This window comes from Malaciobacter pacificus, from assembly GCF_004214795.1.
GTDB lineage: Bacteria > Campylobacterota > Campylobacteria > Campylobacterales > Arcobacteraceae > Malaciobacter_A > Malaciobacter_A pacificus.
Genome location: NZ_CP035928.1, coordinates 489,258 through 516,180 on the forward strand (window position 1 = coordinate 489,258; position 26,923 = coordinate 516,180).

Consider the following 26,923-nt stretch of genomic DNA (forward strand, 5'->3'; position numbering starts at 1 on the left):
CTAATTACTTGGTAAAATTATGATACTCAAACAAATACTATTTATTATTTTAATTTCTTCAAACATATTACTAGCAAATAATGAGAGTAATACTCAAAAAAATAATTTTGGATTCCTATCAACTTTTAATATTTTAGATGATTTTAAAGATGCAAGAAGTAATTTAACCACTTGGTTAGAAAAGCTAGGAGAAGAACAAAACTTCTCAGTTAATGTTTATTTTTATAAAGACTCTAAGAAAATTTTAGATGATTACAATTCAGGTAAACTTGATTTAATTACTATTAATTATTACAGTTTTTTTGAAAATAAATCAAAATTAGAAGCAATTTCTTCTAGATATTGGACTATTACATACAATAAAGAACAAACATATAAATTATGTTTAATCAAAAATAATAGTGTAAAATTTAACTCTTTTAAAGACCTAAAGGAGAAATCTATTATTTTAAGAAAATATGATGATCATGGAAGTATTTGGTTAGATTATCAATCTTTAAAGAGTAATAATAAAACATTTAAGGATACTCTTGATTTGGTAAAATATGAACATAATGAATCAACAAGTTTATTAAGTGTTTATTTTAACAAGAATAATTTAGCATTAATTAGTGAAGATACTTGGAATACAATGTTAGAATTAAACCCTGCAATTTCTAAACGAATTAGTGTATTTCAATGTTCTAAGATAGATTTTTTGCCATTCGTTAGCCTATTTTCAAAAAAAGTTAAAAATGAAGATATTAATACTTTTTTTAAGATTTCTGATAATATGAGAAATGAAGAAAAGATTAAGAATATACATGAACTGTTTCAGTTTGAAAAAATTGTAGAATTAGAAAAAGATGATTTAAAAGCTATTGATAATTTCTACAATAATTATATAACTTTAAAGAAGAAATATGAATAGTTTTAAATTATTAATTGTACTCTTATTACTTTTTAGTTCAAATTTATATGCAAATGAAAAAAAAGAATTACCTATTATAAAGTATGGTTTAGTTACCTATTATGATGTATTTTCAAACTTTAAAGATACAAAAGATAGTTTTGCAAATTGGCTTGAACAATTAGGAATAAAAAAAGGTGCAAAACTTAAAACTATTATGTATGATGATATAGATCAATTATTTAGTGACTATCTTGATGGAAAACTTGATATTGTTACTTTGAATTTTAACGATTATTTCTTAAGAAGAGAGAAGATTAAAGAGATTTCTAATAGATACTGGTCTGTTTCATATAATGATAAAAATGAATATAAATATTGTTTAGCCGTTAGAAATGATATTAAATTTAATTCTTTTAATGATCTAAAAGATAAAAAAATCATAATGAAAGAACACGAAAATATAGGTAGAATATGGCTTGATTATAATACGACTAAAAATTTAAACAAAGATTTTACAGATTTAGTTGATTCTATTAAATATGAGCCTAAAGAATCCACTTCATTATTAAATGTGTATTTTAAAAAAGAGGATATTGCTTTAATACAAAAGCAAACATGGGAAGTTATGCTTGAATTAAATCCAGCAATTAAGCATAAGATAAAACTTTTTAAATGTTCAAAAATGGATTTTTTACCATTTATTAGTTTTTTTTCTAAAAAAACTGACAATATAAAGTCTGAAATTTTTTATAATGCAATATTAGATAGAGATGATAAAGAGATTGGCAATTTATTTGAACTTTTTGATTTTAATAAGATGTATAAATTAGATAAAGAAAATATTATAACAGTTGAAAAATTTTATGAAGATTATTATAACTTAAAAAAGAAGTATAAATAATGTTAAATATATTTATAAATAGACTTTTTGGTAAATTATTTATTCTTATTTTTTTAGCTATTGTTTTAATAGTTACTACTTTTGCTGTTTTAGCAGTTGACTTTCAAAAAAGATCTATTTTAGATTCTTTATCTTCAGAAGCTAAAAGTATTGCAGATTCTATATCTTTTGTAAAAAAAGATGATATGATTATTGACAATGAAATAGAAATTTTAGAGTTTACTTTAAAGTTTGTTAATCAAAATGAACAAATAAAATCTTTTATAGTTTCAAGAAAAGATTCTTATAATTTATTAACTTAACTTTCGCACCTAAAACCAAGCAATTTTCCAGTCACATCTCTTAATAGATCAATGATAGCTGTAAAATCCTCATTTCTATTGACAACTTCTTCAATTTTTGCAATCTCATCTAAAATAGCTAAAAATGCTTGCATAGCTATTGCTAGAGTATGAAGTTCACATTCTAAATCTTTAAACAATCCACCAATTGTTTTAGGTTCATTGCTGATACGATTTATATAGCTAACAACATTGTATGTAAAAAAAGATAGTGTAATTCTGGCTATCAAAGCTTCATAGATTCGATTCTCTTCTTTTCCGAATCCAAAGTGTTCACGAAGTTCTTTATACCCTTGTTCTATATCCCATCGTCTTTTATAAATATCTATAATCTCTTCATCACTAAGTATAAGATTGGTTGATACGATTGGTATTAAATTCTCTTTTGTTTTTATAAAAACAATTTTTAATTTACCAGCTTTTTTATGTTCAACTATGGTTGAAAAATACTCAAACTTTATCTTTTTGCCATATTGACCCATCTTGATAGATTTAAGCTTTTTAAATTTGTTATAGATGCCATCAAGGGTCTTTTTCTCTCCTGTAAAATTCCATATCCTGTCATTGTTTACCATTCTTGAAATGACTTGCAATCCAAGTTCATTCATAGTTTCTATAAATACAGGTTTAGAATACCAGCTATCTACAAGCAGATAATCTGCATATATACCACTAGCTACTGCTCTTTTAATCATCTCTATAGCAATTTGTGATTTCCCTTTTAAGCTTTCCAATCTTCGCTTATGTGCATTGGTTCGATGATCAATAATATTTGTAAACTCTTCTATCTTTACCCTTGCATAACTGTTCATAGCAATTGCAAAGTCCAACATAAAATTTGAATAACCATCACTATAGTTTAGTGATACAACATTTACACCTCTGATTTTTCTCTTTGCTTTATTGCTCCAAAGGTTGTCACAACTTCCCTCTATATTTTTACCAACTTTATCTTCAACAGTATCATCAAGTATAAGAACTCTTACTAGCTTTGAATCTTGCACTTTATGAAGTAGTGATAAGATCTTTAAAGAACTAAGAGATAATAGTTTTCTCCAATTATAAGAAGTATTGGAAAGTAATCGATAATATACATCTTTTTTGAAACTATCATTACTTTGATCCATAAAGGTTGATATTTTTTTATTCATAACCAGCATATATACAAAATGTAATACAACCATATGAACAGCAACTCCCTCTTTTTTAGAAAAATTGCTCTTGGTTAAAATAGTTTTCATATTTAACAAACGTAATGTTTCATAGATTGGATTTTTTAACTTATCGTTTATAATACCGATGATCTTGGATTCTATCTGCATTCTTACCCTTTAATATAATAGATATTATAGCTAAAAGTGCCTATTTAAGGGCTTTATTGAGAGTTCAAAATAGAAAAATATCATAGAAAAACAACTAAATTATTTTTATGTCAACAAGGATAAGATTATTAACTAAAGGAGTAATGTTTTAGGGAGATTTAGCTACAATTTTAATCAATTTAACGTGCGAAAGTTAAGTTATTAATTAAAAAGAATCAATGGAAATTAATTGATGGTGCTAATTTATATAAAGTATTTGAACAAAATATTAGTAATTCCCAAATAACTTTATCTCAGTATTCAAATGAAAAAGTTTTTAAATATACTTATCCTATATATATACAAAACATACTTTGGGGTTGGTATCATATAGAGTTATCCCTTGAAGAGTATAATAAGAAAGTTGATTTGATGTATGAAAATATAATATTCTTAGCTTTTGTTATGTTATTTACTTCCATTTTTTTATCATATTTAATTACATCTATGATTACAACTCCAATTATAAAATTAAGTAAAGTTTCTTCTGAGATTTCAAATGGTGATTTATCACAAAGAGTAGATATAAAAGCTAATGATGAAATTGGCTATTTAGCAGTTACATTTAATAATATGTTAAACTCTTTAGAATCTTCCCAAAAAGAGTTAAAAAAAGCTCAATTTGATTTAGAAAGAAGAGTTGAATTAAGGACTCAAGAGTTAAAGAATGTAAATGACTCTTTAGAAGAAAAATCAAAAGAACTAAAAGAATTAAATGAGAATCTAGAGTATAGAGTTATTAGTGAAGTTTCAAAAAGACAGAAGCAAGAACAATTATTAATACAACAGTCTAAACTTGCAGCAATGGGAGAAATGATAGGTAATATTGCACACCAATGGAGACAACCATTAAATGCATTAAGCTTAGTTCTACAAAATATCCATTTCTCATATAAAATAAATGATTTAAATGATGAATTTATGGATAATTCAATGCAAAAAGCAAATCTGCTAACAAATACAATGTCAAATACAATTGATGATTTTAGGAATTTCTTTAAACCAAATAAAGAAAAAAAGGTTTTTTCTTTAAATGAAAATATCATAAAAACAGTATCAATGGTTGACTCGTCTTTAGAAAATAATAATATTGAATTAATAAAAAATATAAATCAAGATGTTTATATCTTCGGATTTCCTAATGAGTTTTCACAAGTTATTTTAAATATAATAAATAATGCAAAAGATGCATTAATAGAAAATAATATAGAAAATAAGAAAATTAACATAGATTTATCAAAGGATTTAAAGTATGCTTATATTAGCATAAGAGATAATGCAGGAGGCATACCCAATAATATTATAGGAAAAATTTACGATCCTTACTTTAGTACAAAAGAAGAAGGAAAAGGTACGGGTATTGGTTTATATATGTCTAAAACTATTATTGAAGAAAATATGCAAGGCTATATTTTTGTGGAAAATGTAGATCAAGGTGCAAAATTTACTATTAAAATACCTATTAAAGGAGAGAGTTAATTGAAAGAATTGTTAACTCATTTAAAAAAATTAAATATTTTATATGTTGAAGATGATACAAGTACAAGGGAAGAGTTAGAGTATTTCTTCTCTACAAAAGTTAATAAGCTTTTTGTTGCAAAAAATGGGGAAGAAGGTTTTAATTTATATAAAAATGAAAAACCTGATATAGTTGTTACTGATATTCAAATGCCAGTTTTAAATGGTATTGATATGATTGAAAAAATTAGGAATATCGATAATTATGTACCAATTGTAGTAATTACAGCTTTTAGTGATACAGATTATTTATTTAAAGCAATAAAGTTAAATGTAAATCATTATTTAACAAAACCTTTAAACTTAATCTCTTTAGTTGATATATTGGCAAAACTTTCTAAAAATATAAGTTTAGAAAAAGATAATAAAGAGATTTTAAATACTTTAAAACAGTATAAAGATATTGTAGATGAAAGATCTATTATTTCTAAATCAAATTTAGAAGGTATTATTACATATGTTAATGAACCCTTTGAAAAAATTTCAGGTTACACAAAAGATGAATTAATAGGTAAGCCCCATAATATTGTAGCTCATCCAGATACTAAAATAAGTATTGTTAAAGAACTTTGGAAGAGAATTAAGATTGAAAAAAGATTATGGCAAGGTAGAATAAAAAATCTAGCAAAAGATGGTAGTGAATATTATGTTGATATTATTATTAAACCAATTTTGGATTTAGATGGAAATATAATTGAATTTATATCTTTATCAAATGATATAACTGATTTAGAAAAATCAAAAGAGTATTTTAAAGAACAACACCAAAAAGGTGAAATTAATCTAGGTGAATCAATAAGAATAGCCAATTCTTATAAAGAAGCTATTGATGAGAGTAATATTATTTTAAGAATGAATCTTGATAAAAAAATAGTTTATGCAAATGATGCTTTTTTTAAAATTAGCGGTTATACAAATGATGAACTAATAGGAAAAGATTACTCTTTTCTAGAACATGTAGGTTTAGCAAAAAATGAAGCAGAGAAAAAAAATAGAGATATATTTTCAGGAGAAATATGGAAAGGAAAGATTTCAAACTATAAAAAGAATGGAGATATTTTTCATTGTAGTGTAACAATGTACCCATTAAAAGATAAATATGGGAATGTTATTGAATTTATGGGCATTAGACATGATATTACAGAAATAGAAAATTTGCAAAATGAATTAGTTCAAACACAAAGAGAAATTATATTTAAATTAGGACAAATTGCTGAAACAAGAAGTGAAGAAACGGGAAATCATGTAAAAAGAGTTGCAGAATATTCAAAACTTTTAGCTCAAAAAATTAATTTAAATAAAGAAGATATAAATCTATTATTTTTAGCTTCTCCAATGCATGATATCGGAAAAATTGGTATTCCAGATTCTATTTTAAACAAACCAGGAAAACTAGACTCTAATGAGTGGGAAGTAATGAAAACACATGCACAAATTGGATATGAAATTTTCAAAGACTCATCAAGACCAATATTAAAAGCAGCGTCAATTGTTTCTTATACACACCATGAAAAGTGGGATGGTTCAGGTTATCCATTAGGATTGAAAGGTGATGATATTCATATCTTTGGTAGAGTAACCGCTGTAGCTGATGTTTTTGATGCATTAGGAAGTGATAGAGTTTATAAAAAATCATGGCCTTTAGAAAATATATTGGATTTCTTTAAAAAAGAGAGTGGAAAACATTTTGATCCTAACTTAATAAAAATTTTTATAGATAATTTAGATGAATTTTTAGAAATTAGAGAAAAATTTAAGGATAATTAACTTTTAGTTAAAATATACACATGGAACAACTAAATAAAAAACTATTAAAAAATATTAAAATTCTTTATGTTGAAGATGAAAAAAATATAAGTGAACAAGTGAAATACTTCTTTGATAGATATGTTAAAGAATTTCATATAGCAAATAATGGTGAAGAGGGACTAGAGCTTTTTGATAAAGTAAACCCTGATGTAGTAATTACTGATATTCAAATGCCAAAAATGAATGGTTTGGACATGATAAAACAATTAAGAAGAAAAGATTTGCCAGTAATTATTACCACTGCATATTCAGATGCTGAGTATTTCTTAAAAGCAATTGAGCTAAAGGTTGATAAGTTTGTTATTAAACCTATAAATTTAATAGAATTAGTAAATGATGTTCAAAGTGTTGTTTTAGAAAATCATTTAAAAAATGAGATTTTTGAAAAAGATACATTACTTGAAATAGTTGATAAAAATGTTTTAATTTCAATTACAGATACAAATGGAGTTATTTTAGATGTAAGTGAAGCTTTTTGTAATCTTACTGGTTATTCAAAATCTGAATTAATAGGGAAAACTCATAATATTCTTAGACATGACACAACAGGTGATGAGTTATATCAGGAATTGTGGAATGAAATTACTTTGGGAAAATCTTTTAATGGTGAAGTGAAGAATAAAAATAAAAATGGTGATACATATTGGACCAAACTTACTATTACTCCTGTTAAAATAGAAGGGAAAATTCAAAAATATATTGCAATTAGACATGATATAACAAATAAAAAAATATTAGAAACATTAGCAATTAAAGATGATCTAACAAAAATTTATAATAGAAGATACTTTAATAAAATTATTAATAAAGAGATTAGAAGAGTTAAAAGAGAAGATAATACTTTAAGTTTATTATGTATTGATATAGATCATTTTAAAAAATATAATGACACTTTTGGACACCAACAAGGTGATGAAATTTTAATATCAATAGCAAATAGTCTAAAATCATCGCTATTAAGACGTTCTACTGATTATCTATTTAGAATTGGTGGCGAAGAGTTTAGTATGATTTTTTCAGGATTAAGTATCGAAGAGTCTTTAGATTTTGCTAATAATATAGTAAAAAATATAGAAAGCTTAGAACTAAAACATAAAGATAACTCCAACGTAACTATATCAGCAGGTTTAGTTGTTCAAAGTTCTCAATATCTAGAAGATGAAAGAATTCTTTATAAATATGCGGATGATGCACTTTATGAAGCAAAAGAAAAAGGTAGAAATCAAGTAATTTTATCTGAACATTCAAAATAAGTCTTGACAAAAAAAATTTTATTAATTATACTTGTATAACTTAAAAATAATAGGGAGAGTAAAATGAAAATATTTAATTTTTATAATAACCATTTCATCAAAAGTGTTAATACTCTTCTATTGCTTAATTTTTCTCTCTAATTACAATCGTAATTTTCTCAAAATAATTTTAAACAAATTGTTGTATTTTTTTAATAAAAAATAGAATATAATATATACGTATAAATAAAAGGTAATAATAATGGATAAGAATAAAATCATAGTTTTTGATACTACATTAAGAGATGGTGAACAATCTCCTGGTTGTTCAATGAATACTGAAGAAAAAATCAAAGTTGCATTACAGTTAGAAAAATTAGGTGTCGATGTTATTGAAGCAGGATTTGCAGCAGCAAGTCCAGGAGATTTTGATGCAGTTTCTAGAATAGCAGAGCAAGTGAAGAACTCTAGTATTTGTTCTTTAAGTAGAGCTGTTGAAAATGATATTAAGCAATCTGGATTAGCTGTTTCAAAAGCACCATTACATAGAATTCATACATTTATTGCAACTTCACCAATTCATATGAAATATAAATTAAAAATGGAACCAGATGAAGTTATTAGAAGGGCAATTCATGCTGTACAATATGCAAAAACATTTGTTGATGATGTTGAGTTTTCTTTTGAAGATGCAGGAAGATCTGAAATTTCATTTATGAAAGAAATGATGGATGCAGTTATTGATGCAGGTGCTTCAACTATTAATTTACCAGATACTGTTGGATACAGATTACCACATGAATTAGGTGCAATGGTTAGAGAATTAACTGATTATGCTAATGATAGAGCGATTATTTCAGTTCATAACCACAATGACTTAGGATTAGCAACAGCTAATACTTTAGCAGCAGTTGCTAATGGTGCTAGACAAATTGAGGTTACAATTAATGGTTTAGGTGAAAGAGCTGGAAACTCTGCTTTAGAAGAAGCAGTAATGGCTATTAAAACTAGAAAAGATGCATTTGGAGAGTTATATACTACAATTAACACTCCTGAGTTATATCCAACTTCAAGATTAGTTGCAACAATTACAGGTGTTGAGCCACAACAAAATAAAGCAATTGTTGGTAAAAATGCATTTGCACATGAAAGTGGTATTCATCAAGATGGTGTATTAAAACATCAAGAAACATATGAAATTATGAGACCTGAAGATGTAGGTGTATTTAAAGACTCTACATTAATCTTAGGAAAACATAGTGGAAGAGCAGCATTTAAAGATAAAATTGCTCATTTAGGATTTGATAAAGTTAGTGATGCTGAATTAAACTCTGCATTTGAAAGATTTAAAATCTTAGCTGATAAGAAAAAAGAGATTACTGATGATGATGTAAGAATGTTAATTACAGATGAAGCTTTAAACTCTGGAAAAACTTATGAGCTAGTTGGATTACAGATTTCTGATTGTTCAAATGGTATGCCAATGGCGGCAGTTTCTATTAAAAAAGATAATGAAGTTATTCAAGATGCGGCAATTGGTGATGGTACAATGGATGCCATCTTTAAAACTATAGATAGATTAACAGGAATTAGCGGTGAACTAAATGACTATAAAGTAATTTCTGTAACTGAAGGAAAAGATGCATTAGCTAAAGTTACTACAAGAGTAACATTTGATGAAAATGCTCCATCATTTGTAGGTCATGGATTAAGTATTGATACTATGTTAGCAACTGCGAAAGCTTACTTAGGATCTGTTAATTCATACCTTTCTCAAAAAGAGAGACTTTCTAAAAAAACAGAACACCAAGTATAATACTTAAATAGCTCCTTTGAGCTATTTAATAGCTGCAATTTAAACTACACAAGGAGACTTCAATTTGCTACAATTCTATTTCTTTTTAAAATTATTAAAAGAATCATTTAGGGATTTAATCCCAATTATAATCGTTATTTTATTTTTCCAACTTGCAATTATTCAAGCTGTCCCAGATGGATGGGTTAGTACTGCAATTGGATTAGGTATTGTTGGTGTTGGTTTAGCTATATTTTTACAAGGTTTAGAAATAGGAGTTTTCCCTGTAGGAGAGGGATTAGCTCGTGATTTTGCTAAATCAGGCTGGACTGCATGGATATTAATTTTTGGATTTTTAATAGGTTTTGGTACTACAATTGCAGAACCAGCACTTGCTGTTATTGCAGATAAAGCAGCATCCATTTCAAGTGGTCGTATTGATGCTACATGGTTAAGAATAGTTGTTGCTTTATCAGTTGGTTTTGCTATTTTATTAGGTGTTTTTAGAATTATTAAGGGTCATCCTATACACTATTATATTATTGCAGGATATATTTTAGTTGTAGGAGTTACTTTTTTTGCACCTCAAGAAATTATAGGTCTTGCATATGATTTAGGGGGAGTTACAACTTCAACTGTAACAGTTCCTTTAGTTGCAGCTCTTGGTATAGGTTTAGCTTCTTCAATAAAAGGAAGAAATCCTGTTATTGATGGCTTTGGACTTATCGCTTTTGCTTCTCTAACTCCTATGATTTTTGTACAAATTTATGGAATAGCAGTTTATAATTTGGTTGATGCAAAAGATGTTGCTGAAGTAGTAGTTCAAGCAACTGTTTCAACTACAGCAGCGATAACTCCACAATCACTTTTAATGGGTATTTATAATGTTGCAAAAGATGTACTGCCTATTATTTTAATTATTTTATTCTTTCAATATGTTGTTGTTAAAAAGCCAATAGAAAATATTAAAACAGTATTTTTTGGATTTTTTTTAGTAATTTTAGGACTTGATGCATTTATTCTTGGTTTAGAAATGGGTCTTTTCTCACTTGGTGAGACAATGGCTTACCAACTTACAAAATCATCTTCTGTTATGATGATTTATGCATTCGCTTTTGCAATTGGTTTTTCTACTACTATGGCAGAGCCAGCACTTATGGCAATTGCTAAAAAAGCTAAAGAGATTAGTGATGGTAAGATAAATGATTTTGCTTTAAGACTTTTTGTAGCTGCTGGTGTTGCAATTGGTATTGCTTTAGGTGCATTTAGAATTGTTGATGGTGGGCATATTCACTACTATATTATTGTTGGATATATTGTTGTTATAGTATTAACTTTTATTGCTCCAAAATATATTATTCCAATTGCATATGATAGTGGTGGAGTTACAACTTCAACTGTAACAGTTCCTTTAGTTGCAGCCCTTGGTATTGGACTTGCTACAAATATTGAAGGAAGAAGTCCTTTAATTGATGGATTTGGTCTTATTGCCTTTGCTTCACTTTTCCCTATGATTACAGTTATGTTATATGGAATAATAACAGAAAAACTTGGCGTTAAATCTGATACTCAAATTGAAAAAGAAGAGTTATTACATGATACATTAAGTGATGCAGAAAACATGGATTTATCAACTGTTAATATTGATGGATCTAAAGTTAGACACTCTTTATCTTTACAGTTTAGTGCTGTTGTAATAATAGTTCCTGAAGATAAAAGAGATGAAGCTATCCAAGCGGCACATAGTGCAGGTGCTAGTGGAGTTACTGTTTTAAATGCACATGGTATTGGACTTGAAGGTATTGCAAATTTCTATAGAACATCATTTGAAGCAACAGATGTAATGCTTTTATTTTTATTGCCACAACATATGGTAAATGATGTAATAAAATCAATTATCCATTCACTTCATATTACAACAACAGGAAAAGGTATTGCATTTGCCTTTCCTCTGTCTCATATGAAAGGAATATCTTTAACAAAAGAGGATATATTCAAAGATAAAGCATATGAAGTAGATATAAATAAAAAATCGGAAAATAATCTTGCACAAAATTCAAAATCTTAATGAAATAAATAAAATTATTAATACAGGCGAGCCTGTATTAATATATTTTAGTGGTGAAAACTGTTCTGTTTGTAAGGTTTTAAAACCTAAAATTGAGCAAGAAGTATCTGCTAATTTTCCTAAATTTAGAATATATGAAGTTCAAACGGACATACATAAAGAACTTGTCAGCCAATTTACTGTATTTTCTATTCCTACAACAATTATTTATTTTGATAAGAAAGAGTTTAAAAGATATGGAAGAAACATGAGTATTCATATTTTTTTAGAAGATATAAGAAGACCATATAATTTGATGTGTGAGTAGTATGAAAAGAACGTTATTAATATTTTTAATTGTATTTATTGTTATGCAATTTATTCAAACAGATAAAACTTTACCAAGTGTTGATAAAAATTTAGAGATAAAAGCTAATGAAGAAATCATGACTATCTTTAAAAATGCATGTTACGATTGTCATTCAAATGAAGTAAAATGGCCTTGGTACTCTAATATTGCACCATTTTCATGGGTAATATCTAATCATGTTAATGAGGGGAGAAAAGCACTTAATTTCTCAACATGGGAAAATTATAGTGAAGAAGAAAAACAAAAAGAGTTAAAAGCAATTTATAGAACAGTTTATGGTTCTATGCCACTTATAAGTTATATTTGGCTTCATAAAGAGGGTGATTTAACAAAAGAGCAAAGGCAATTAGTTAGAGATTGGACGGGAGTTAGAAAGAAAAAGTGAGAGAAGAAGTAGCAGAGCTTTTAGCTGATAAAAAAAACTTACTTACAATTACATACTTTGAGCTTCAAAAATTGTTTGAAAAAAAATATGGTCCTAATACTGTAGTTTTGATGGAGATAGGAACATTTTTTGAAGTTTATGAAGTAAACAATGAAGAAGAACAAATAGGTAAAGCAAAAGAGATTGCAGAACTTTTAAATATTCAACTAACTAGAAAAAATAAAACTATTTTGGAAAACTCAAAAGAGAATCCAATTATGGCTGGAGTTCCTGCAATCTCTTTTGAAAAGCACCTTGCTAGAATTATTGGTGAGCAAAAATATACAATCGCAATTATTAGACAAAAAGGTGTTCCACCTAATGTTACTAGATATTTAGATACTGTAGTAAGTCCTGGTACTAACTTTGACTTTGTAGTTGACCAAGATGAGAATAATATTACTTCTCTTTTAGTTGATCAAGTAAAAGGAATATATTTAGTTGGTTATAGTGCTATTGATGTAACAACTGGTAAATGTTACTATAATGAAGTACATGGAACAAGTGAAGATAAGTTCTTTGCTCTTGATGAAGTATTTAATTATATGAATATGCATAAAACAAATGAGGTTGTAATTACATTTGCAGATAATAATATTAATCAAAAAGAGGTGATTGATTATCTAGAACTAAAGCTAAAAACATTTCATATAGGTTCTTTTAGACCAAAGATAAATTACCAAAATGAACTATTTAAAAATGTATTTAATATACAATCTTTATTAACTGCAATTGAACATCTTGATATGGAAAGAGTTCCTTTAAGCACTGAATCACTTGCAGTTTTAATTGACTTTGTAATAGGACATGATTCAAATATCATTCAAAAGTTATCTTTTCCTGCTAAACTTGATGTTAGCAGATATATTTATTTAGGGAATAACGCTTTAGAGCAATTAAACATAATAGAGACTACCCATAACCCAAGTTTAATAAAACTTATCAATAACACATCTACTGCAATGGGAAAAAGACTTTTAAAAGAAAGACTTACTCATCCTGTAAAAGATAGTAAAGAAATCTTGCGAAGATTTGCTTTATCAAAAGAGTTGTTTGATTACCATGCTCCAATTGAAAATGAATTAGCAAATATTTATGATATAGAAAGACTAACTAGAAGAATAAAACTAAATAGACTTCATCCTTTTGAGTTAAACTATTTATATGACTCATTACTTAGTATAAAAGAAGTAGTGTCTTTTATGGAAAACTACAAGTTTTTAACTCCTCCTTGTAGTAGTGCAGAGCTAGAGCTATTTATTCAATCTATTGATTCAACGTTTGATTTAGCAATCAGTGGAAAGTATATGCTAAAAGATGTTGAAGGAAATATGGTTTGTGAGGGTATTAATACTCAAATTGATGAGTTAAATACTCAAAATGAAGAGTTATATTCAAAACTACAACTTCTTCAAAAACATATTTTAGGATTTTTAAAAACTGAAGATTCAAACTATGTTGGAATTAATAGATTAGATAAAGAAGGTTTCTTTTTAACACTAACTAAAAATAGATACAATTTAATTAAAGATGAATTACAAAATTCACATATAATAATAGATGATGATTTACATCTATTTAAAGACTTTACTGTAAAAGTACAAACGAACAATGTAAAGATTTTTTGTAAAGTAACAGAGAGTGTATCTGATAAATATGTTCATAACTTAAGAAAAATAGTTGAACTAAATAAACTAGTATTTAAAGAAAAGATTGCAGAGTTTGAAAAGAAGTTTGCAACGCTACTTGAAGAGTTAGTTCAATTTATTGCTGAAGTTGACTTAACAGTTTCAAATATCAAAACAGCCAAAAAATATAACTATACTTGTCCAAAAATAGTAAAAGCAAAAGAGGGTGAGAACTTTATAGAGCTTATCGATTTAAGGCATCCAATAATTGAGGCAAATGAAGAGCAGGGGATTTATGTACCAAATGATGTTATTTTAGGTGAATTAAGTCTTGCATCAAAAGAGTATCAGAATAATGTGATTATCAAAAACTCAAATCCAGTAAATATGTTTAATAATAAAATGCATGGAATACTTCTTTATGGGATTAATTCTTCAGGTAAATCATCACTTATGAAAGCAATAGGAATTTCTGTAATACTTGCACAAGCAGGGTTTTATGTACCTGCTAAATCGATGAGGTTTTCTATATTTGATGCTGTATTTACTAGAATTAGTGGAGCTGATAATATTGCAAAAGGATTATCATCATTTGCAGTTGAAATGTTAGAGCTTAAGAATATTTTTAATAGAGCTAGTAAAAATTCACTTGTATTAGGTGATGAAATTTCTCATAGTACAGAAACTATGAGTGGTCTAAGTATTGTTGCAAGTGCAATATTAAAACTTGCAAAATTAGAATCTATTTTTGTATTTGCGACACATTTACATCAATTACCTGAAATTGAAGAGATTCAAAAGCTTAAAAATATTATCTCTCTTCATTTATCAGTTATGTATAAAGATGATGAAGATAAGCTAATATTTGATAGAAAACTAGCTTTTGGAAGTGGCTCTTCTATGTATGGTTTAGAGTATGCAAAATCACTTCATATGGATAGAGAATTCTTATCTGTTGCAAATGATATTAGAAAAAAATTAACTGATGATTATAATCCATTAGAAAGATTATCTCAGAGAAAAACTTCTAAATACAATAAAGACGTTTTTGCAAGTTCATGTGTAATTTGTGGAAAAGCTTGTGATGATGTTCACCATATTAAAGAGCAAGCAAGAGCAAATAAAGATGGCTTTATTGGTCATATAAATGCTAATCATAAATATAATCTAATTCCACTTTGTAAAGAGCATCATAAAATGGTTCATGATGGAACTATAAATGTAAATGGCTTTGTAGCTACTTCAAGTGGATTAGAACTTCATTATACAATATTAGATGATACTAAGTAGTTTTTCATGCTTTTACTAACATATTTTTTAATAGCTGTTGGAATATCTTTTTTATGCTCTATCTTAGAAGCTGTGATTTTGTCTTTAACTCCAGCTTATGTACAATCTTTGACAAAAACTAATCCTAAGTTGGCTAAAAGGTTAGTTAGACAAAAAGATAATATAGATTTATCAATTGGTGCAATATTAACTTTGAATACTTTTGCACATACTTTAGGGGCAGCTGGTGTTGGAGCTGAAGCTGTGAAGATTTTTGGTGAAGAGTTTATGTTTTATATTTCAGCTATTTTAACTCTACTTATTTTAATATTCTCTGAAATAATACCTAAAACAATTGGTGCAGTTTATTGGAAACAATTAAGTGGAATCAGTTCTTATCTTATTAATATATTAGTCTTTATTACCTATCCCTTACTTTTAGTGATGAACAAAATTACAGCTTTTATTTCTAGTAAAAAAGATCATAAAAATATTACTAAAGAAGAGATTGAAGCGGTAGTTAGTATGGGTGAAAGTGAAGGTGTTTTAAAAGAAAAAGATGGAAATATAATTGAAAATATACTTCATTTAAATTCAATTAAAGTAAAAGATATATTCACTCCAAGAAAAGTTATGTTTACATTAAGTCTTGAAGACTTAAAAAGAATTTCTCAAAATAAGATAGATAATGATTTAGAGTTAGAGAAGTTAAAAGAGTATTCAAGAGTACCTATTTATGATAAAAATATTGATGATATTGTTGGAGTTTTATTATCAAAAGAGTTTTTCTTTGATTATATAAAAAATACAAGGGATATTGAAAAGTTAGTAAAACCTGTTTATAGTGTAAATGAAAATATATCTGTTTCAAGATTACTAGACCTTTTTTTGAAAAAAAAGGAACACCTATTTATGGTTGTTGATAATTTTGGCCAAACAGAAGGAATAGTAACTTTAGAAGATGCAATGGAAACAGTACTAGGTCAAGAAATTATTGATGAATTAGATAAAAATATTGACTTACGAGAGATTGCAAAAAATAGTTAATATTTTTTGCAATTTTATTTAATACTTTTCTTTATCATTATTTTTTAGTAATTCAGGTCTAAATCTAATTACTTTATTTCTTCCAGTTTCTTTTGCTTCATATAAACATAAATCAGCATATTTAATACATTTCCAAATTTGATCTGTGTCAGTTGGATAGAAAGCATATCCAATACTTACAGTTTTACTAAATGATTCATTATTAAATGTGAAAACTAATTTTGAAAAGTCATTATTAATTTTCGTTGCTAAATTTAATGCACTCTCCTCAGTTGGATTTTTCATAATAATTAAAAACTCTTCCCCTCCAAATCTAATAATAAACTCATTTTCACTAATTGAGCTTTTCATTGTTTTAGAAAGTTTTTGTAAAATTGCATCACCAGCATCATGTCCATAAGTATCATTAATCATTTTAAAATAATCAATATCTAAGAACATAATTGCATAAGTTGTACCCTTCGAAACTTCAATAGGCATTTTTTTCTCAATAAATTCATCAAGGTATTTTCTATTATAAAGTCCTGTTAAACCATCTATTAAATTTCTCTCTCTCAAGACATCCATAAGCATTCTGCTTTCTAAAATAGGTTTAGTCTCTTCTAAATATTTTTTAATAATACCTATTTGATATTTCGTATGTTTAAGACAATTCTCATCTTTACAAATTATGTGTATAGTAATACTTTTTTGATCATTTATTAAAAATGGTATGCATATATAATGATTATTCTCTTTGCAATTTGCAACTCTACAAATTTCTGAAAAGTTTTCTGATAAGATTATAGTATCAGTTCTTTCAGCTCTACAATGCTCTTTTATATTTTTATTTATATGACAACATGCTTTTAGATTATTTGTTGAATAGATTACTACTCTTTCATCTTTTATTAAATCATTTTCAAAAATATAAAAATCTTCTATTTTGAGTTTGTTTTTTAATACTTGTGTTAATCTATAATAGATATCTTCTTTTGTCAAATCTGTTTCAATAGTCTTTTTATAATTATAAATTTCAGATATATCTTTTATAATTTCTTGAGCTGTAAGTAGCTTATCATTATTAACATTAGTCGATCTATTATGTACAAATGCAGTAAGATTTTTTTCAATTCCTGTTAAAACTGTTTCAAGTTTTTCTATTAATTCATTAACCCATAAGGAAGCTTCTTTATCCTCTTTTAGAACTCCTTGCTTTGCTCTAACAGAATAATCACCTTCGTGTACTTGTTTTAAAACATCAGTAATACCATCAAAAGATGAAGTATAAGGTTTAATTCTTTTTACTATATAAAATAGAATTATAATTAAAAATATAGTTATAATAGCTATTATTTTTAATAAAATAGATATGCTTGCAATTCTATCTTCTTCAATATCGAAACTTAATGATATAGCCCCTAAAACTTCACCCTCTTTTGCATTATGACATGATAAACAATTAGGTTTATCATGCATAGATGCTGTATAAGGAATAGTGATTCTAAGTGAAGCGTTTGTAAAAGATTCACTTATTACTATCTCTTCTTTTCCTGTGTCTAATACTTTTTTATCTATGGCATCTTTTGGATATTCATTACCAAGTGTTGATTCTCCAAATTGCTCACTTACACTTTTAGCTCTTATTATCCAAAGATCATTGATATCTTTTAGATCATTGATACTTTCTAAAAATACATCCCTTTGATTCATATTCCCATTAACCATATGAGTGGTTAAAGACTTTTTAACTATATCTGCTGTTAAATAAGCTCTTTTTTTTGCACTATCATAGCCACTTTGCCTAGATCCAAGTGCTACAAGTGCTACAATTAATATTGTTAACAAAGTTACCATAGAGAATATTATAATAGTTATTTTTTTATTTGAATTCATAGAGATACCATCAATGTTAAATTTATATAATGATATCATAAAATTATTTTTTTGGAAATAGTTTTTTATAATTTTTAAGTGAAAAATTAAATATTAGTTATTTTTCTCTTTTTTTCTCTTTTATTATATTTCTAGTCATAAGTAGTAAGAATAGTAAAGCAATAGATATATTTAAATAAAAGCCTTGCATATTACCATCTGTGTAGAAAGTATATGCAAGTGCTGAAAAGATTAGTGTAATTACTAAGCACATAATTATAAGGCTTTGAAACCTTCTTCTAGGTCTAATGTTCCTTCATAAAAGGCCTTACCAACAATCACACCAGCAATATTCCCATTTGCTTTACAATTAGTAATGTCATTAATATCTTTTACTCCACCTGAAGCTATTGTATCAACTCCTGAAGCAAGTGCAATTGATTCAGTAAATTCTACATTTACACCACAAAGCATACCATCTTTTGAAATATCAGTACAAATAATAGCTTCAACTCCAGCATTTGCGAATTCTTTTGCTAAATCAGTTGCCTTCATTGTTGAAACTTCTGCCCAACCTTCAACTGCTACCATTCCATTCATAGCATCAATTCCAACAGCAATTGGATATTTTGCAGCCATATCTTTTACAAATTGTGGATCTTTTACAGCAATTGAACCTAAGATTAATCTATCAATACCAAGTTCTACATACATTTTGATAGTCTCTTCATCTCTGATACCACCACCAACTTCGATTTTTAAATTACAGTTCTCTTTGATTTTCTTGATTTGTTCTAAATTTGCTGGCTCTCCTGCAAAAGCACCATTTAAATCAACAACGTGAACCCATTTTGAACCTAATTCTTCAAATCTTTTTGCAACTTGCCAAGGCTCATCTGAATAGATTTTTGCACTATCCATAAGCCCTTTACTTAATCTTACAGCTTTTCCATCTTTTAAATCAATCGCTGGTAAAATATCCATTTAGTATTTCCTTATTTAGATTTATTTACATAAATCTTCTATAGTATCTTCAATTGTTTTATACTTAAATTCAAATCCAAGGTCTAATAGATTCTGTGGAGTAGCACTTTGTCCATCAGTTAATACTTTTGCACCCTCAGAAAAAATAAGTTGTAAAACAAATTCTGGTAATGGAAGTATAGTAGGTCTTTTTAGTGTTTTACCTAAAGCGTGAGTTAAACCTGCATTTGTAGTTGGACATGGTGCAGTTAAGTTAAATATTTTAGAAGTTGGATTATCTATAATAAATTTGTATGCTTCAAGTAAATCTTCAATGTGAATAAATGAAAATGCTTGTTTACCACTTCCAATTACTCCACCCAGACCTAATTTAAATGGAGTAATCATTTTTACTAATGCTCCACCATCTTTACCAAGAACAATCCCAAATCTAAATATTGATACTTCTGTATCTTCACTTTTTGCTTTTAATGCTTCTTTTTCCCAATCTTGACAAAGATTTGATAAAAAATCATTAGAGTAATTACCAGTTTCTGTGTATGTACTTTTATTATCATAAATACCAACAGCAGAAGTTGATATAAAAAGCTTTGGTTTATTTTTGACACTTTTTATAGCTTCTACAACTTTTTTTGTAGTATCAATTCTACTAAAATATAAAAGTTTTTTATAAGATTCGCTCCATCTATTGATGATATTAGCACCTGCAAGATTTATAACTATATCAGAAGAGTTAATTATCTCTTCTAATTTATTTTTATCATTTAAAGTTTCTCTTTGTATAGAGATAACTTTATAGTATCTGTTTGTAAAATAGTTTCGAAGACTTTTTCCTACAAAACCACTAGCTCCTGTTATAGCGATAGTTTTCATAAGAGCTCCTTTATTTATATTTTAGATATTCATAAAGTTTTTTAAAATTTTTAGTCCATTATCATGAGATTTTTCAGGGTGTGGTTGGAATCCATAAATATTTTCTTTATTAACTGCACTTACAAACTCATAACCATAAGTTGTAGTTCCAATCACATTTTTCTCATTTGTAACTGCATGATAAGAGTGTACAAAGTATAAATAAGGGTTTTTTAATCCTTCAAATAAAGGATGTTCTTTATTTACAATTGTATTCCATCCCATATGAGGGATTTTGTGATCTTCATGCATTTTTGACTTATCAAATTTTACAACTTCACCTTCAATTAAACCAAGTCCATCACTGTGACCAAACTCTTGAGAACTTTCAAAAAGTAGTTGCATACCTAAGCAAATACCAATCATTGGTTTTCCTGATTTTGCAAATTCATATATTGCTTCTTTCATGCCAGTCTCATTTAGATGCTCCATAGCATCTCCAAATGCGCCAACTCCAGGTAAAATAACTCTATCAAAATTTTTTAGTTCATTTGGGTTTTTAACTATTGTTGCTTTTGCATCAATTAAATGACAAGCATTATAAACACTTGCTAGATTTCCCATATTATAATCAATAATTCCTATCACTTTATTCCCTTTTATAAAAAACTATTATACTAAAGTTTTGCATCAGCTAGGGTTAAAGAAAAGAGGACTTTATTATTTTGTTTTTCTAAAGCTATTTTAGCTTCTTTAATTGTAGCACCAGTTGTGATTATATCATCACATAATATTGTCGTTTGATTATATAATTTTGTTAATTTAAATTTTCTTGGATTATTTTCTCTATAGTTAGCATCTTTTCCCGCGTATTTAACTATATTTGTAGCTTTTAAGCAGTTGTATTTTGGTTTTATATATTTTGATTTTAAATGTTTTGCTAATACAGCTGTATGGGAAAATTCATGTCTTGTATGATCATCAATTGGTATTGCTACAATTTGCTCATTAAAATCAAAATTTTGTGCAAATTTTGCAAATGATAATTTTGCTAAAAGATTAAAAACTCTATCTCCATGGAAATAGTATTTAGAGCTAATTAAATCATCAAGCTCCGAAAGTGAATAAAAAGAGTAATTATAAAATCCTGGTAAAATTTCTCTTTTATGAAAAGAGGGTGTTAGTAGATTGTTTTGACAATCTTTACAAATAATCTGGAAAGATAAGTTTTTACAAGCTAGACATAACATATTAAAATAATATCATAAATTATTTTAATATGTTTAAATGATAGTATTAAATTTTTAAAACAGCCATAAAAGCTTCTTGCGGTACATTTACTTTACCAATAGCTTTCATTCTTTTTTTACCAGCTTTTTGTTTCTCTAAAAGTTTTCTTTTTCTTGTAATATCACCACCATAACATTTAGCAGTAACATTTTTACCTGTTGATTTAACAGTTTCTCTTGCAATAATATTATTACCAATAGATGCTTGAACAGCAACTTCAAATAATTGTCTAGGAATTAACTCTTTTAAGGCTTTAATAAACTCTCTACCCTTTGATAAAGCTTTATTTTCAGGAACAATAATTGATAATGCATCAACAACTTCTCCAGCTACTTTAATATCAAGTTTTTGCAAAATTCCTGGTCTAAATCCAATTGGTTCATAATCAAAAGATGCGTAACCTTTTGTAGTTGATTTTAATTTATCATAAAAATCCATTACAATTTCATTCATTGGAATATCATAATCAAGTAAAACTCTTTTACCTAAGTAATCCATTTTATTTTGAACACCTCTTTTATCATTTAAAAGTTTAATACAATTCCCTAAAAATTCATCAGGAACTAATATTGTAGCTTTTACGTATGGTTCAAAAATAGTCTCAATATAGTTAGGTTCTGGTAGTTCTGAAGGATTTTGAATAACAATTCTTTCTCCATCTTTTTTTAATACTTCATAAACAACTGTAGGTGCTGTTGCAATTAAATCAAGATTAAATTCTCTTTCTAATCTTTCTTTAATAACTTCCATATGAAGCATCCCTAAGAAACCAGCTCTAAATCCACTTCCAAGTGCAGCTGAACTTTCTGGTTCAAAAGAAATAGATGAATCATTTAATTGAAGCTTAGTAAGCGCTTCTCTTAAATCTTCAAATTTATCAGTTTCAATTGGATAAATTCCTGCAAATACAAATGGCTTAGCTGGTTCAAATCCATCAATAGCTTCACTAGTTGGATTTTTTGCATCAGTCATGGTATCACCTACTGCAATACCATCTAGAGTTTTCAGACCAAGCACAACAATTCCTATTTCTCCTGTTTCAAGCTCAGTTGTTTTTTCTCTTTTTAATGGATGAGGATACATTAAATCTAATACTGGATGTTCTACTTTTGTATTCATCATTTTTAGCATTTGACCTTTTTTAATACTTCCATCATAAACTCTAACAAGTGCTAAAGCTCCCAAATAGTTGTCAAACCATGAATCATATATAAGTGCTTTTGTAGGTGCATTTTCATCACCTGTTGGGCAAGGGATTCTATCTACAATAGAATCAATTAAATCTTTTACTCCAACTCCTGTTTTTGCAGAAATCAGATTATGTTCTGTACAATCAAGTCCAATAGCTTCTTCAGTCTCTTCTAAAACTCTAATTGGATCAGCACTTGGAAGGTCAATTTTATTTACTACAGGTAAAAGCTCTAAGTCATTATCAAGTGCAATGTAAACATTTGCAATAGTTTGCGCTTCAACACCTTGAGTTGAATCAACAATTAATAATGCACCTTCTGATGAAGCTAATGATCTACTAACTTCATAAGAAAAATCAACGTGACCTGGAGTATCAATTAAGTTTAGTACATACTCTTGTCCATCTTTTACATATTTTAACCTAACACTTTGTGCTTTAATTGTAATACCACGCTCTTGTTCAATATCCATAGTATCCATCATTTGTGAAGATAGCTCTCTATCACTAACTGCTCCACACTCTTGGATAATTCTGTCTGCTAAAGTAGATTTACCGTGGTCAATATGTGCAATAATACTAAAATTTCTAATATTTTTTTGCATTTATATCCTAACGTATATTAATATTTATTCGCGATTATATCTAAAAAATTGTAAGTTTAATGTTAAGTAATTTTAATTTGTAGAGGGGATAAAAAGATTTAGGTAAATCCTAAATCTTTTATTGTGAATTATTGATTGATTAATCCAGTAACTCTTCTATTAGCAGCTCTACCCTCAGCTGTATCATTTGTTGCAATTGGTTGTGTTTCACCATATCCTATTGCTTGTAATCTCATTGCATCAATACCTAATTCTTCAAGTGCTTTAACAGCTGAATTTGCTCTTTGCTCTGATAATTTTAAGTTATAATTTTCAGAACCTTTTGAATCAGTATGAGCTTCAATAACTGCGTTTAATTTTGGGTTTTCTTTCATTATTAAAGCAAATGCTTCTAAATCTGCATTATATGCACCTTTAATATTAGAAGAGTTAGTATCAAAATTAATACTTAAATTTACTGTATTTACACAACCATCTGTATTTACTTTTACACCTGCAGATGTGTTAGGACATTTATCTAATTTATTAACTACCCCATCATTATCATCATCAAGTTCACAACCATTTTCATCTACAATTGCACCTGGTGCTGTATTTGGACATAAATCTTTTGAGTTTAATACCCCATCATTATCATCATCCCCATCTACAATTGGAGCAGTTACAACTGGTTCAACAACTGTTGGAACTACAGGAGCAATTGTTTCACTATATTTTTTACCTAAAGGCATACCTAAACCAATAGTGTACATAAAGTCATCTTGAGTTTCCTCAAATGCATATAAGTGTCTAATATCACCTTTTAAAGCTATACCATAGTATGGAATATCATATCTTAAACCAATACCATAGTTTACAATTCCTCCATCATCATGTGAAGTGATTTCTTGAGATACATCTTGGTAACCAATACCTGCTAAAGCATATGCTGCTAATCTTTCTGTTAAAGGGTATTGTTTCACTGCATTTAAAAAGAATCTATTTACATTTGTATTTCCAGAACCTTTATATTCTAAGCTATCACTTCTCATATATGCTAATTCTATTTGGTCTATATATTTGTAGTCTAAGTTTTTTGCTAATGAAATTCCTGCATTTGCATAGTTATCATCTTCTAAGTTAATTTTACTATCACTTAAAATACCCGCTGCAAACGGAGTAAGTTCATATGAATAATCTTTACTTGGAGAGCTTGCTGCAAATATTAGTGAAGCACTAAAAGCAGTTGTTAGTAAGACTTTTTTCATTATAATTATCCTTAATATATTAATAATTTTTAAAATTATAACAGAAAAATAGTTTAATTACAAATTATTTGGTATAAAAAATATTAATTTAAGATAAATGTATAAATTGGAGATAAAAGTGATTAGATAGTTAAAAAGATAGACCTTAGTCTATCTTCTTTTTGAGAATTATTTATTAATTACAGCAGTAACTCTTCTATTTTCTGCTCTTCCTTCTTTTGTCATGTTAGATGCAACAGGTTTAGTTTCACCATAACCAACTGCATTTAATCTTGAAGTGTCAACATTTAATGCTTTTAATGCTTCAATTGTAGAAGCAGCTCTTTTTTCTGATAATTTTTGATTATATTTTGCAGATCCAACTGAATCAGTATGTGCTTCAATTGTAGCTTTTAACATAGTATTCGTTTTCATCATAGTAGCAAATGCTTCTAATTTTGAATCATACGAAGGTTTAATTTTCGCAGAATCTGTATCAAAGTTAATGTTTAAGTTAACAAGTGTCATACAACCAGTATTATCAACTTTAGCACCAGCAATTGTATTAGGACATTTGTCTAATCTATTTACTACACCATCTTTATCATCATCTAATTCACATCCATTTGCATCAACAGTTGCACCTGCAACAGTATTAGGACATTTATCTTTAGCATCAATCACACCATCATTATCTGAATCTAATGGAGCTGGAGTTACAACAGGAGCTGGTTTTGCAATTTTTCCAAATGGAATAGCTAAACCAACAGTGTATAATAATGTGTTATCTCCATGATCTGTTTCAATTAAATGTCTTAAATCAGCTTTAAATGAAATATCATTGTAAACTGGTAATTTTACACCAAAACCATAATTACCAAATAAGCCATCTTCATTTCCAGCAAATTCATCATCAAAAATTTCAACACCTGCACCAACTAATGTATATAAAGAGAAAGATGAACTTAAGTCATACTCTTTAATAAAGTTAGTAAATACTCTAGTTACACCAGTATCTCTAAATGCATTTTGGTATTCTACATCTTCAATTGATCTTAAGAAACCTAATTCAATTTGATCAAAGAAAGAGTCAGTTTGATTAAAACCTAAAGCTAAACCTGCATTTGCATAAGCATCTGGTAAATCAGTATTATGCTCAGGGAAAGCTGTACTAAACATTGGCGTTATTTCGTATTTGTAATCACTTGCAGCGAACATCATTGATGCACATACAACTGATGATAATAATATTTTTTTCATTTTTTGTCCTTTTGGATTAAATAATCTTTGTAATTATAGCTAAAATTTATTAATTTTACTATTAAGCTATAAAAATAGAGTTTACAGATTCGTTATTATGGATTCTTCTAATAGTTTCTCCAATCATTGTTGAAGCTGTTAAAACTGTAATTTTTTTAGCTCCTTCTTTAATTGGAATTGTATCTGAAACAACTAATTCATCTAAAACACCATTCTCTATTCTATCATAAGCAGGTCCACTTAATACACCATGAGTACAACATGCCATAACAGAAGTAGCACCTTTTTTCTTTAATACTTCAGCAGCTTTTACTAAAGTACCAGCAGTATCAACCATATCATCAACTAAGATAACATCTTTACCTTTTACATCACCAATGATATTCATAACTTCAGATACATTAGCTTTTTCTCTTTTTTTATCAACAATTACTAAATCATATCCTAATTTATCTGCATAACTTCTAGCTCTAGCAACCCCTCCAATATCTGGACTTGCAATAATAGGATTTTTCAATTTCTTTGTCTTAATGTAGTTTACAAATAAAATTGAACCAAATAAGTTATCTGCAGGAATGTTAAAGAATCCTTGAATTTGTGCAGCGTGTAAATCAATAGTTACAACTCTATCAATTCCAGCAGCTTCTAATAAGTCAGCTGTTAATTTTGCTGTAATTGGAACTCTAGGTGCTGCTTTTCTATCTTGTCTTGCATATCCATAATATGGAATAACTGCAGAAATAGATTTTGCACTTGATCTTTTTAGGGCATCTACCATAATTAGTAGTTCCATTAGATTGTCATTTGTTGGAGCACATGTTGGTTGAATAATAAATACATCAAGACCTCTAACGCTTTCTGTAATTTGTACAGATATTTCTCCATCACTAAATTTATTTAATGTTGCACTTGATACTTTCATACTTAAGTATTGTGCTACTTTTGTTGCGAATTCAGGGTTTGCTGAACCACTAAAAAGTTTGAATGTTGACATAAAATTTTCCTTGGGTTTATTAGTTGTTGTATTTT

Annotated in this window: 23 protein-coding genes; 12 read left to right on the plus strand and 11 right to left on the minus strand. The window is 27.6% G+C overall.

What is annotated here, in order from left to right; all coding sequences use genetic code 11:
- Positions 1–19 precede the first annotated feature (19 nt).
- From APAC_RS02485 to APAC_RS02495, 3 genes are read left to right on the plus strand one after another with little or no spacing between them, the layout of a single operon-like run.
- A complete protein-coding gene (locus APAC_RS02485; protein WP_130232614.1) occupies positions 20–910 on the plus strand; it encodes a PhnD/SsuA/transferrin family substrate-binding protein in 891 nt (296 codons plus the stop codon).
- A complete protein-coding gene (locus APAC_RS02490) occupies positions 903–1,793 on the plus strand; it encodes a PhnD/SsuA/transferrin family substrate-binding protein (protein ID WP_130232615.1) in 891 nt (296 codons plus the stop codon). The genes APAC_RS02485 and APAC_RS02490 overlap by 8 nt, the downstream gene beginning before the upstream one ends.
- Positions 1,793–2,095, plus strand: a complete 303-nt coding sequence (locus tag APAC_RS02495; protein ID WP_130232616.1) for a hypothetical protein — start codon at positions 1,793–1,795, stop codon at positions 2,093–2,095. The genes APAC_RS02490 and APAC_RS02495 overlap by 1 nt, the downstream gene beginning before the upstream one ends.
- Here APAC_RS02495 and APAC_RS02500 read toward each other — a convergent pair.
- Positions 2,092–3,456, minus strand: coding sequence for an IS4 family transposase (locus tag APAC_RS02500; protein ID WP_130232179.1), 1,365 nt, complete (start codon positions 3,454–3,456; stop codon positions 2,092–2,094). The genes APAC_RS02495 and APAC_RS02500 overlap by 4 nt on opposite strands.
- 411 nt (positions 3,457–3,867) lie before the next feature.
- Between APAC_RS02500 and APAC_RS02505 the strand changes: the two genes are divergently transcribed.
- From APAC_RS02505 to APAC_RS02545, 9 genes are all read left to right on the plus strand, one after another.
- A complete protein-coding gene (locus tag APAC_RS02505; protein WP_130232617.1) occupies positions 3,868–4,974 on the plus strand; it encodes a sensor histidine kinase in 1,107 nt (368 codons plus the stop codon).
- Positions 4,975–6,780, plus strand: a complete 1,806-nt coding sequence (locus tag APAC_RS02510; RefSeq protein WP_130232618.1) for a PAS domain S-box protein — start codon at positions 4,975–4,977, stop codon at positions 6,778–6,780.
- Between the two features lie 20 nt (positions 6,781–6,800).
- Positions 6,801–8,075 (plus strand): GGDEF domain-containing response regulator, encoded by a 1,275-nt coding sequence (locus APAC_RS02515; protein WP_130232619.1) that lies wholly within the window; start codon positions 6,801–6,803, stop codon positions 8,073–8,075.
- 241 nt (positions 8,076–8,316) lie between these two features.
- The gene (locus APAC_RS02520) at positions 8,317–9,870 is read left to right on the plus strand and encodes a 2-isopropylmalate synthase (protein WP_130232620.1); all 1,554 of its coding nucleotides are present in this window, start codon (positions 8,317–8,319) and stop codon (positions 9,868–9,870) included.
- Positions 9,871–9,934: 64 nt separating this feature from the next.
- Positions 9,935–11,917 (plus strand): DUF1538 domain-containing protein, encoded by a 1,983-nt coding sequence (locus tag APAC_RS02525; protein ID WP_130232621.1) that lies wholly within the window; start codon positions 9,935–9,937, stop codon positions 11,915–11,917.
- Positions 11,895–12,224: a thioredoxin family protein gene (locus tag APAC_RS02530; protein ID WP_130232622.1), complete on the plus strand. Its 330-nt coding sequence runs from the start codon at positions 11,895–11,897 to the stop codon at positions 12,222–12,224. Before APAC_RS02525 ends, APAC_RS02530 begins: the two co-directional genes overlap by 23 nt.
- Position 12,225: 1 nt before the next feature.
- On the plus strand, positions 12,226–12,651 hold the full coding sequence (locus tag APAC_RS02535) for a heme-binding domain-containing protein (RefSeq protein WP_130232623.1): 426 nt from the start codon (positions 12,226–12,228) through the stop codon (positions 12,649–12,651).
- Entirely contained in the window at positions 12,648–15,608 is a 2,961-nt protein-coding gene (locus tag APAC_RS02540; protein ID WP_130232624.1) for a MutS-related protein, read from the plus strand. Before APAC_RS02535 ends, APAC_RS02540 begins: the two co-directional genes overlap by 4 nt.
- Before the next feature lie 6 nt (positions 15,609–15,614).
- A complete protein-coding gene (locus APAC_RS02545) occupies positions 15,615–16,634 on the plus strand; it encodes a CNNM domain-containing protein (RefSeq protein WP_130232625.1) in 1,020 nt (339 codons plus the stop codon).
- An 18-nt stretch (positions 16,635–16,652) separates the two neighbouring features.
- Here APAC_RS02545 and APAC_RS02550 read toward each other — a convergent pair whose 3' ends face one another.
- From APAC_RS02550 to APAC_RS02590, 10 genes are all read right to left on the minus strand, one after another.
- Complete coding sequence (locus APAC_RS02550; RefSeq protein ID WP_130232626.1) at positions 16,653–18,509, minus strand: GGDEF domain-containing protein; 1,857 nt, start codon at positions 18,507–18,509, stop codon at positions 16,653–16,655.
- Between the two features lie 97 nt (positions 18,510–18,606).
- Entirely contained in the window at positions 18,607–18,762 is a 156-nt protein-coding gene (gene ypmT, locus APAC_RS13220) for a protein YpmT (protein WP_170170094.1), read from the minus strand.
- Positions 18,763–18,764: 2 nt separating this feature from the next.
- The gene (hisA, locus tag APAC_RS02555) at positions 18,765–19,472 is read right to left on the minus strand and encodes a 1-(5-phosphoribosyl)-5-[(5-phosphoribosylamino)methylideneamino]imidazole-4-carboxamide isomerase (RefSeq protein ID WP_129085393.1); all 708 of its coding nucleotides are present in this window, start codon (positions 19,470–19,472) and stop codon (positions 18,765–18,767) included.
- Between the two features lie 21 nt (positions 19,473–19,493).
- The gene (locus APAC_RS02560; RefSeq protein ID WP_130232627.1) at positions 19,494–20,345 is read right to left on the minus strand and encodes a TIGR01777 family oxidoreductase; all 852 of its coding nucleotides are present in this window, start codon (positions 20,343–20,345) and stop codon (positions 19,494–19,496) included.
- A 21-nt stretch (positions 20,346–20,366) separates the two neighbouring features.
- Positions 20,367–20,972 carry an imidazole glycerol phosphate synthase subunit HisH gene (gene hisH, locus APAC_RS02565; RefSeq protein WP_130232628.1) on the minus strand — a complete coding sequence of 202 codons (606 nt, stop codon included), beginning with the start codon at positions 20,970–20,972 and terminating at the stop codon, positions 20,367–20,369.
- 29 nt (positions 20,973–21,001) lie between these two features.
- A complete protein-coding gene (locus tag APAC_RS02570) occupies positions 21,002–21,574 on the minus strand; it encodes a ComF family protein (protein ID WP_130232629.1) in 573 nt (190 codons plus the stop codon).
- Between the two features lie 46 nt (positions 21,575–21,620).
- The gene (gene lepA, locus APAC_RS02575) at positions 21,621–23,408 is read right to left on the minus strand and encodes a translation elongation factor 4 (protein ID WP_130232630.1); all 1,788 of its coding nucleotides are present in this window, start codon (positions 23,406–23,408) and stop codon (positions 21,621–21,623) included.
- 128 nt (positions 23,409–23,536) lie between these two features.
- On the minus strand, positions 23,537–24,655 hold the full coding sequence (locus tag APAC_RS02580; protein WP_130232631.1) for an OmpA family protein: 1,119 nt from the start codon (positions 24,653–24,655) through the stop codon (positions 23,537–23,539).
- Between the two features lie 168 nt (positions 24,656–24,823).
- Positions 24,824–25,894 carry an OmpA family protein gene (locus APAC_RS02585; protein ID WP_130232632.1) on the minus strand — a complete coding sequence of 357 codons (1,071 nt, stop codon included), beginning with the start codon at positions 25,892–25,894 and terminating at the stop codon, positions 24,824–24,826.
- A gap of 61 nt (positions 25,895–25,955) precedes the next feature.
- Positions 25,956–26,888 (minus strand): ribose-phosphate pyrophosphokinase, encoded by a 933-nt coding sequence (locus APAC_RS02590; protein ID WP_130232633.1) that lies wholly within the window; start codon positions 26,886–26,888, stop codon positions 25,956–25,958.
- Positions 26,889–26,923 lie beyond the last annotated feature (35 nt).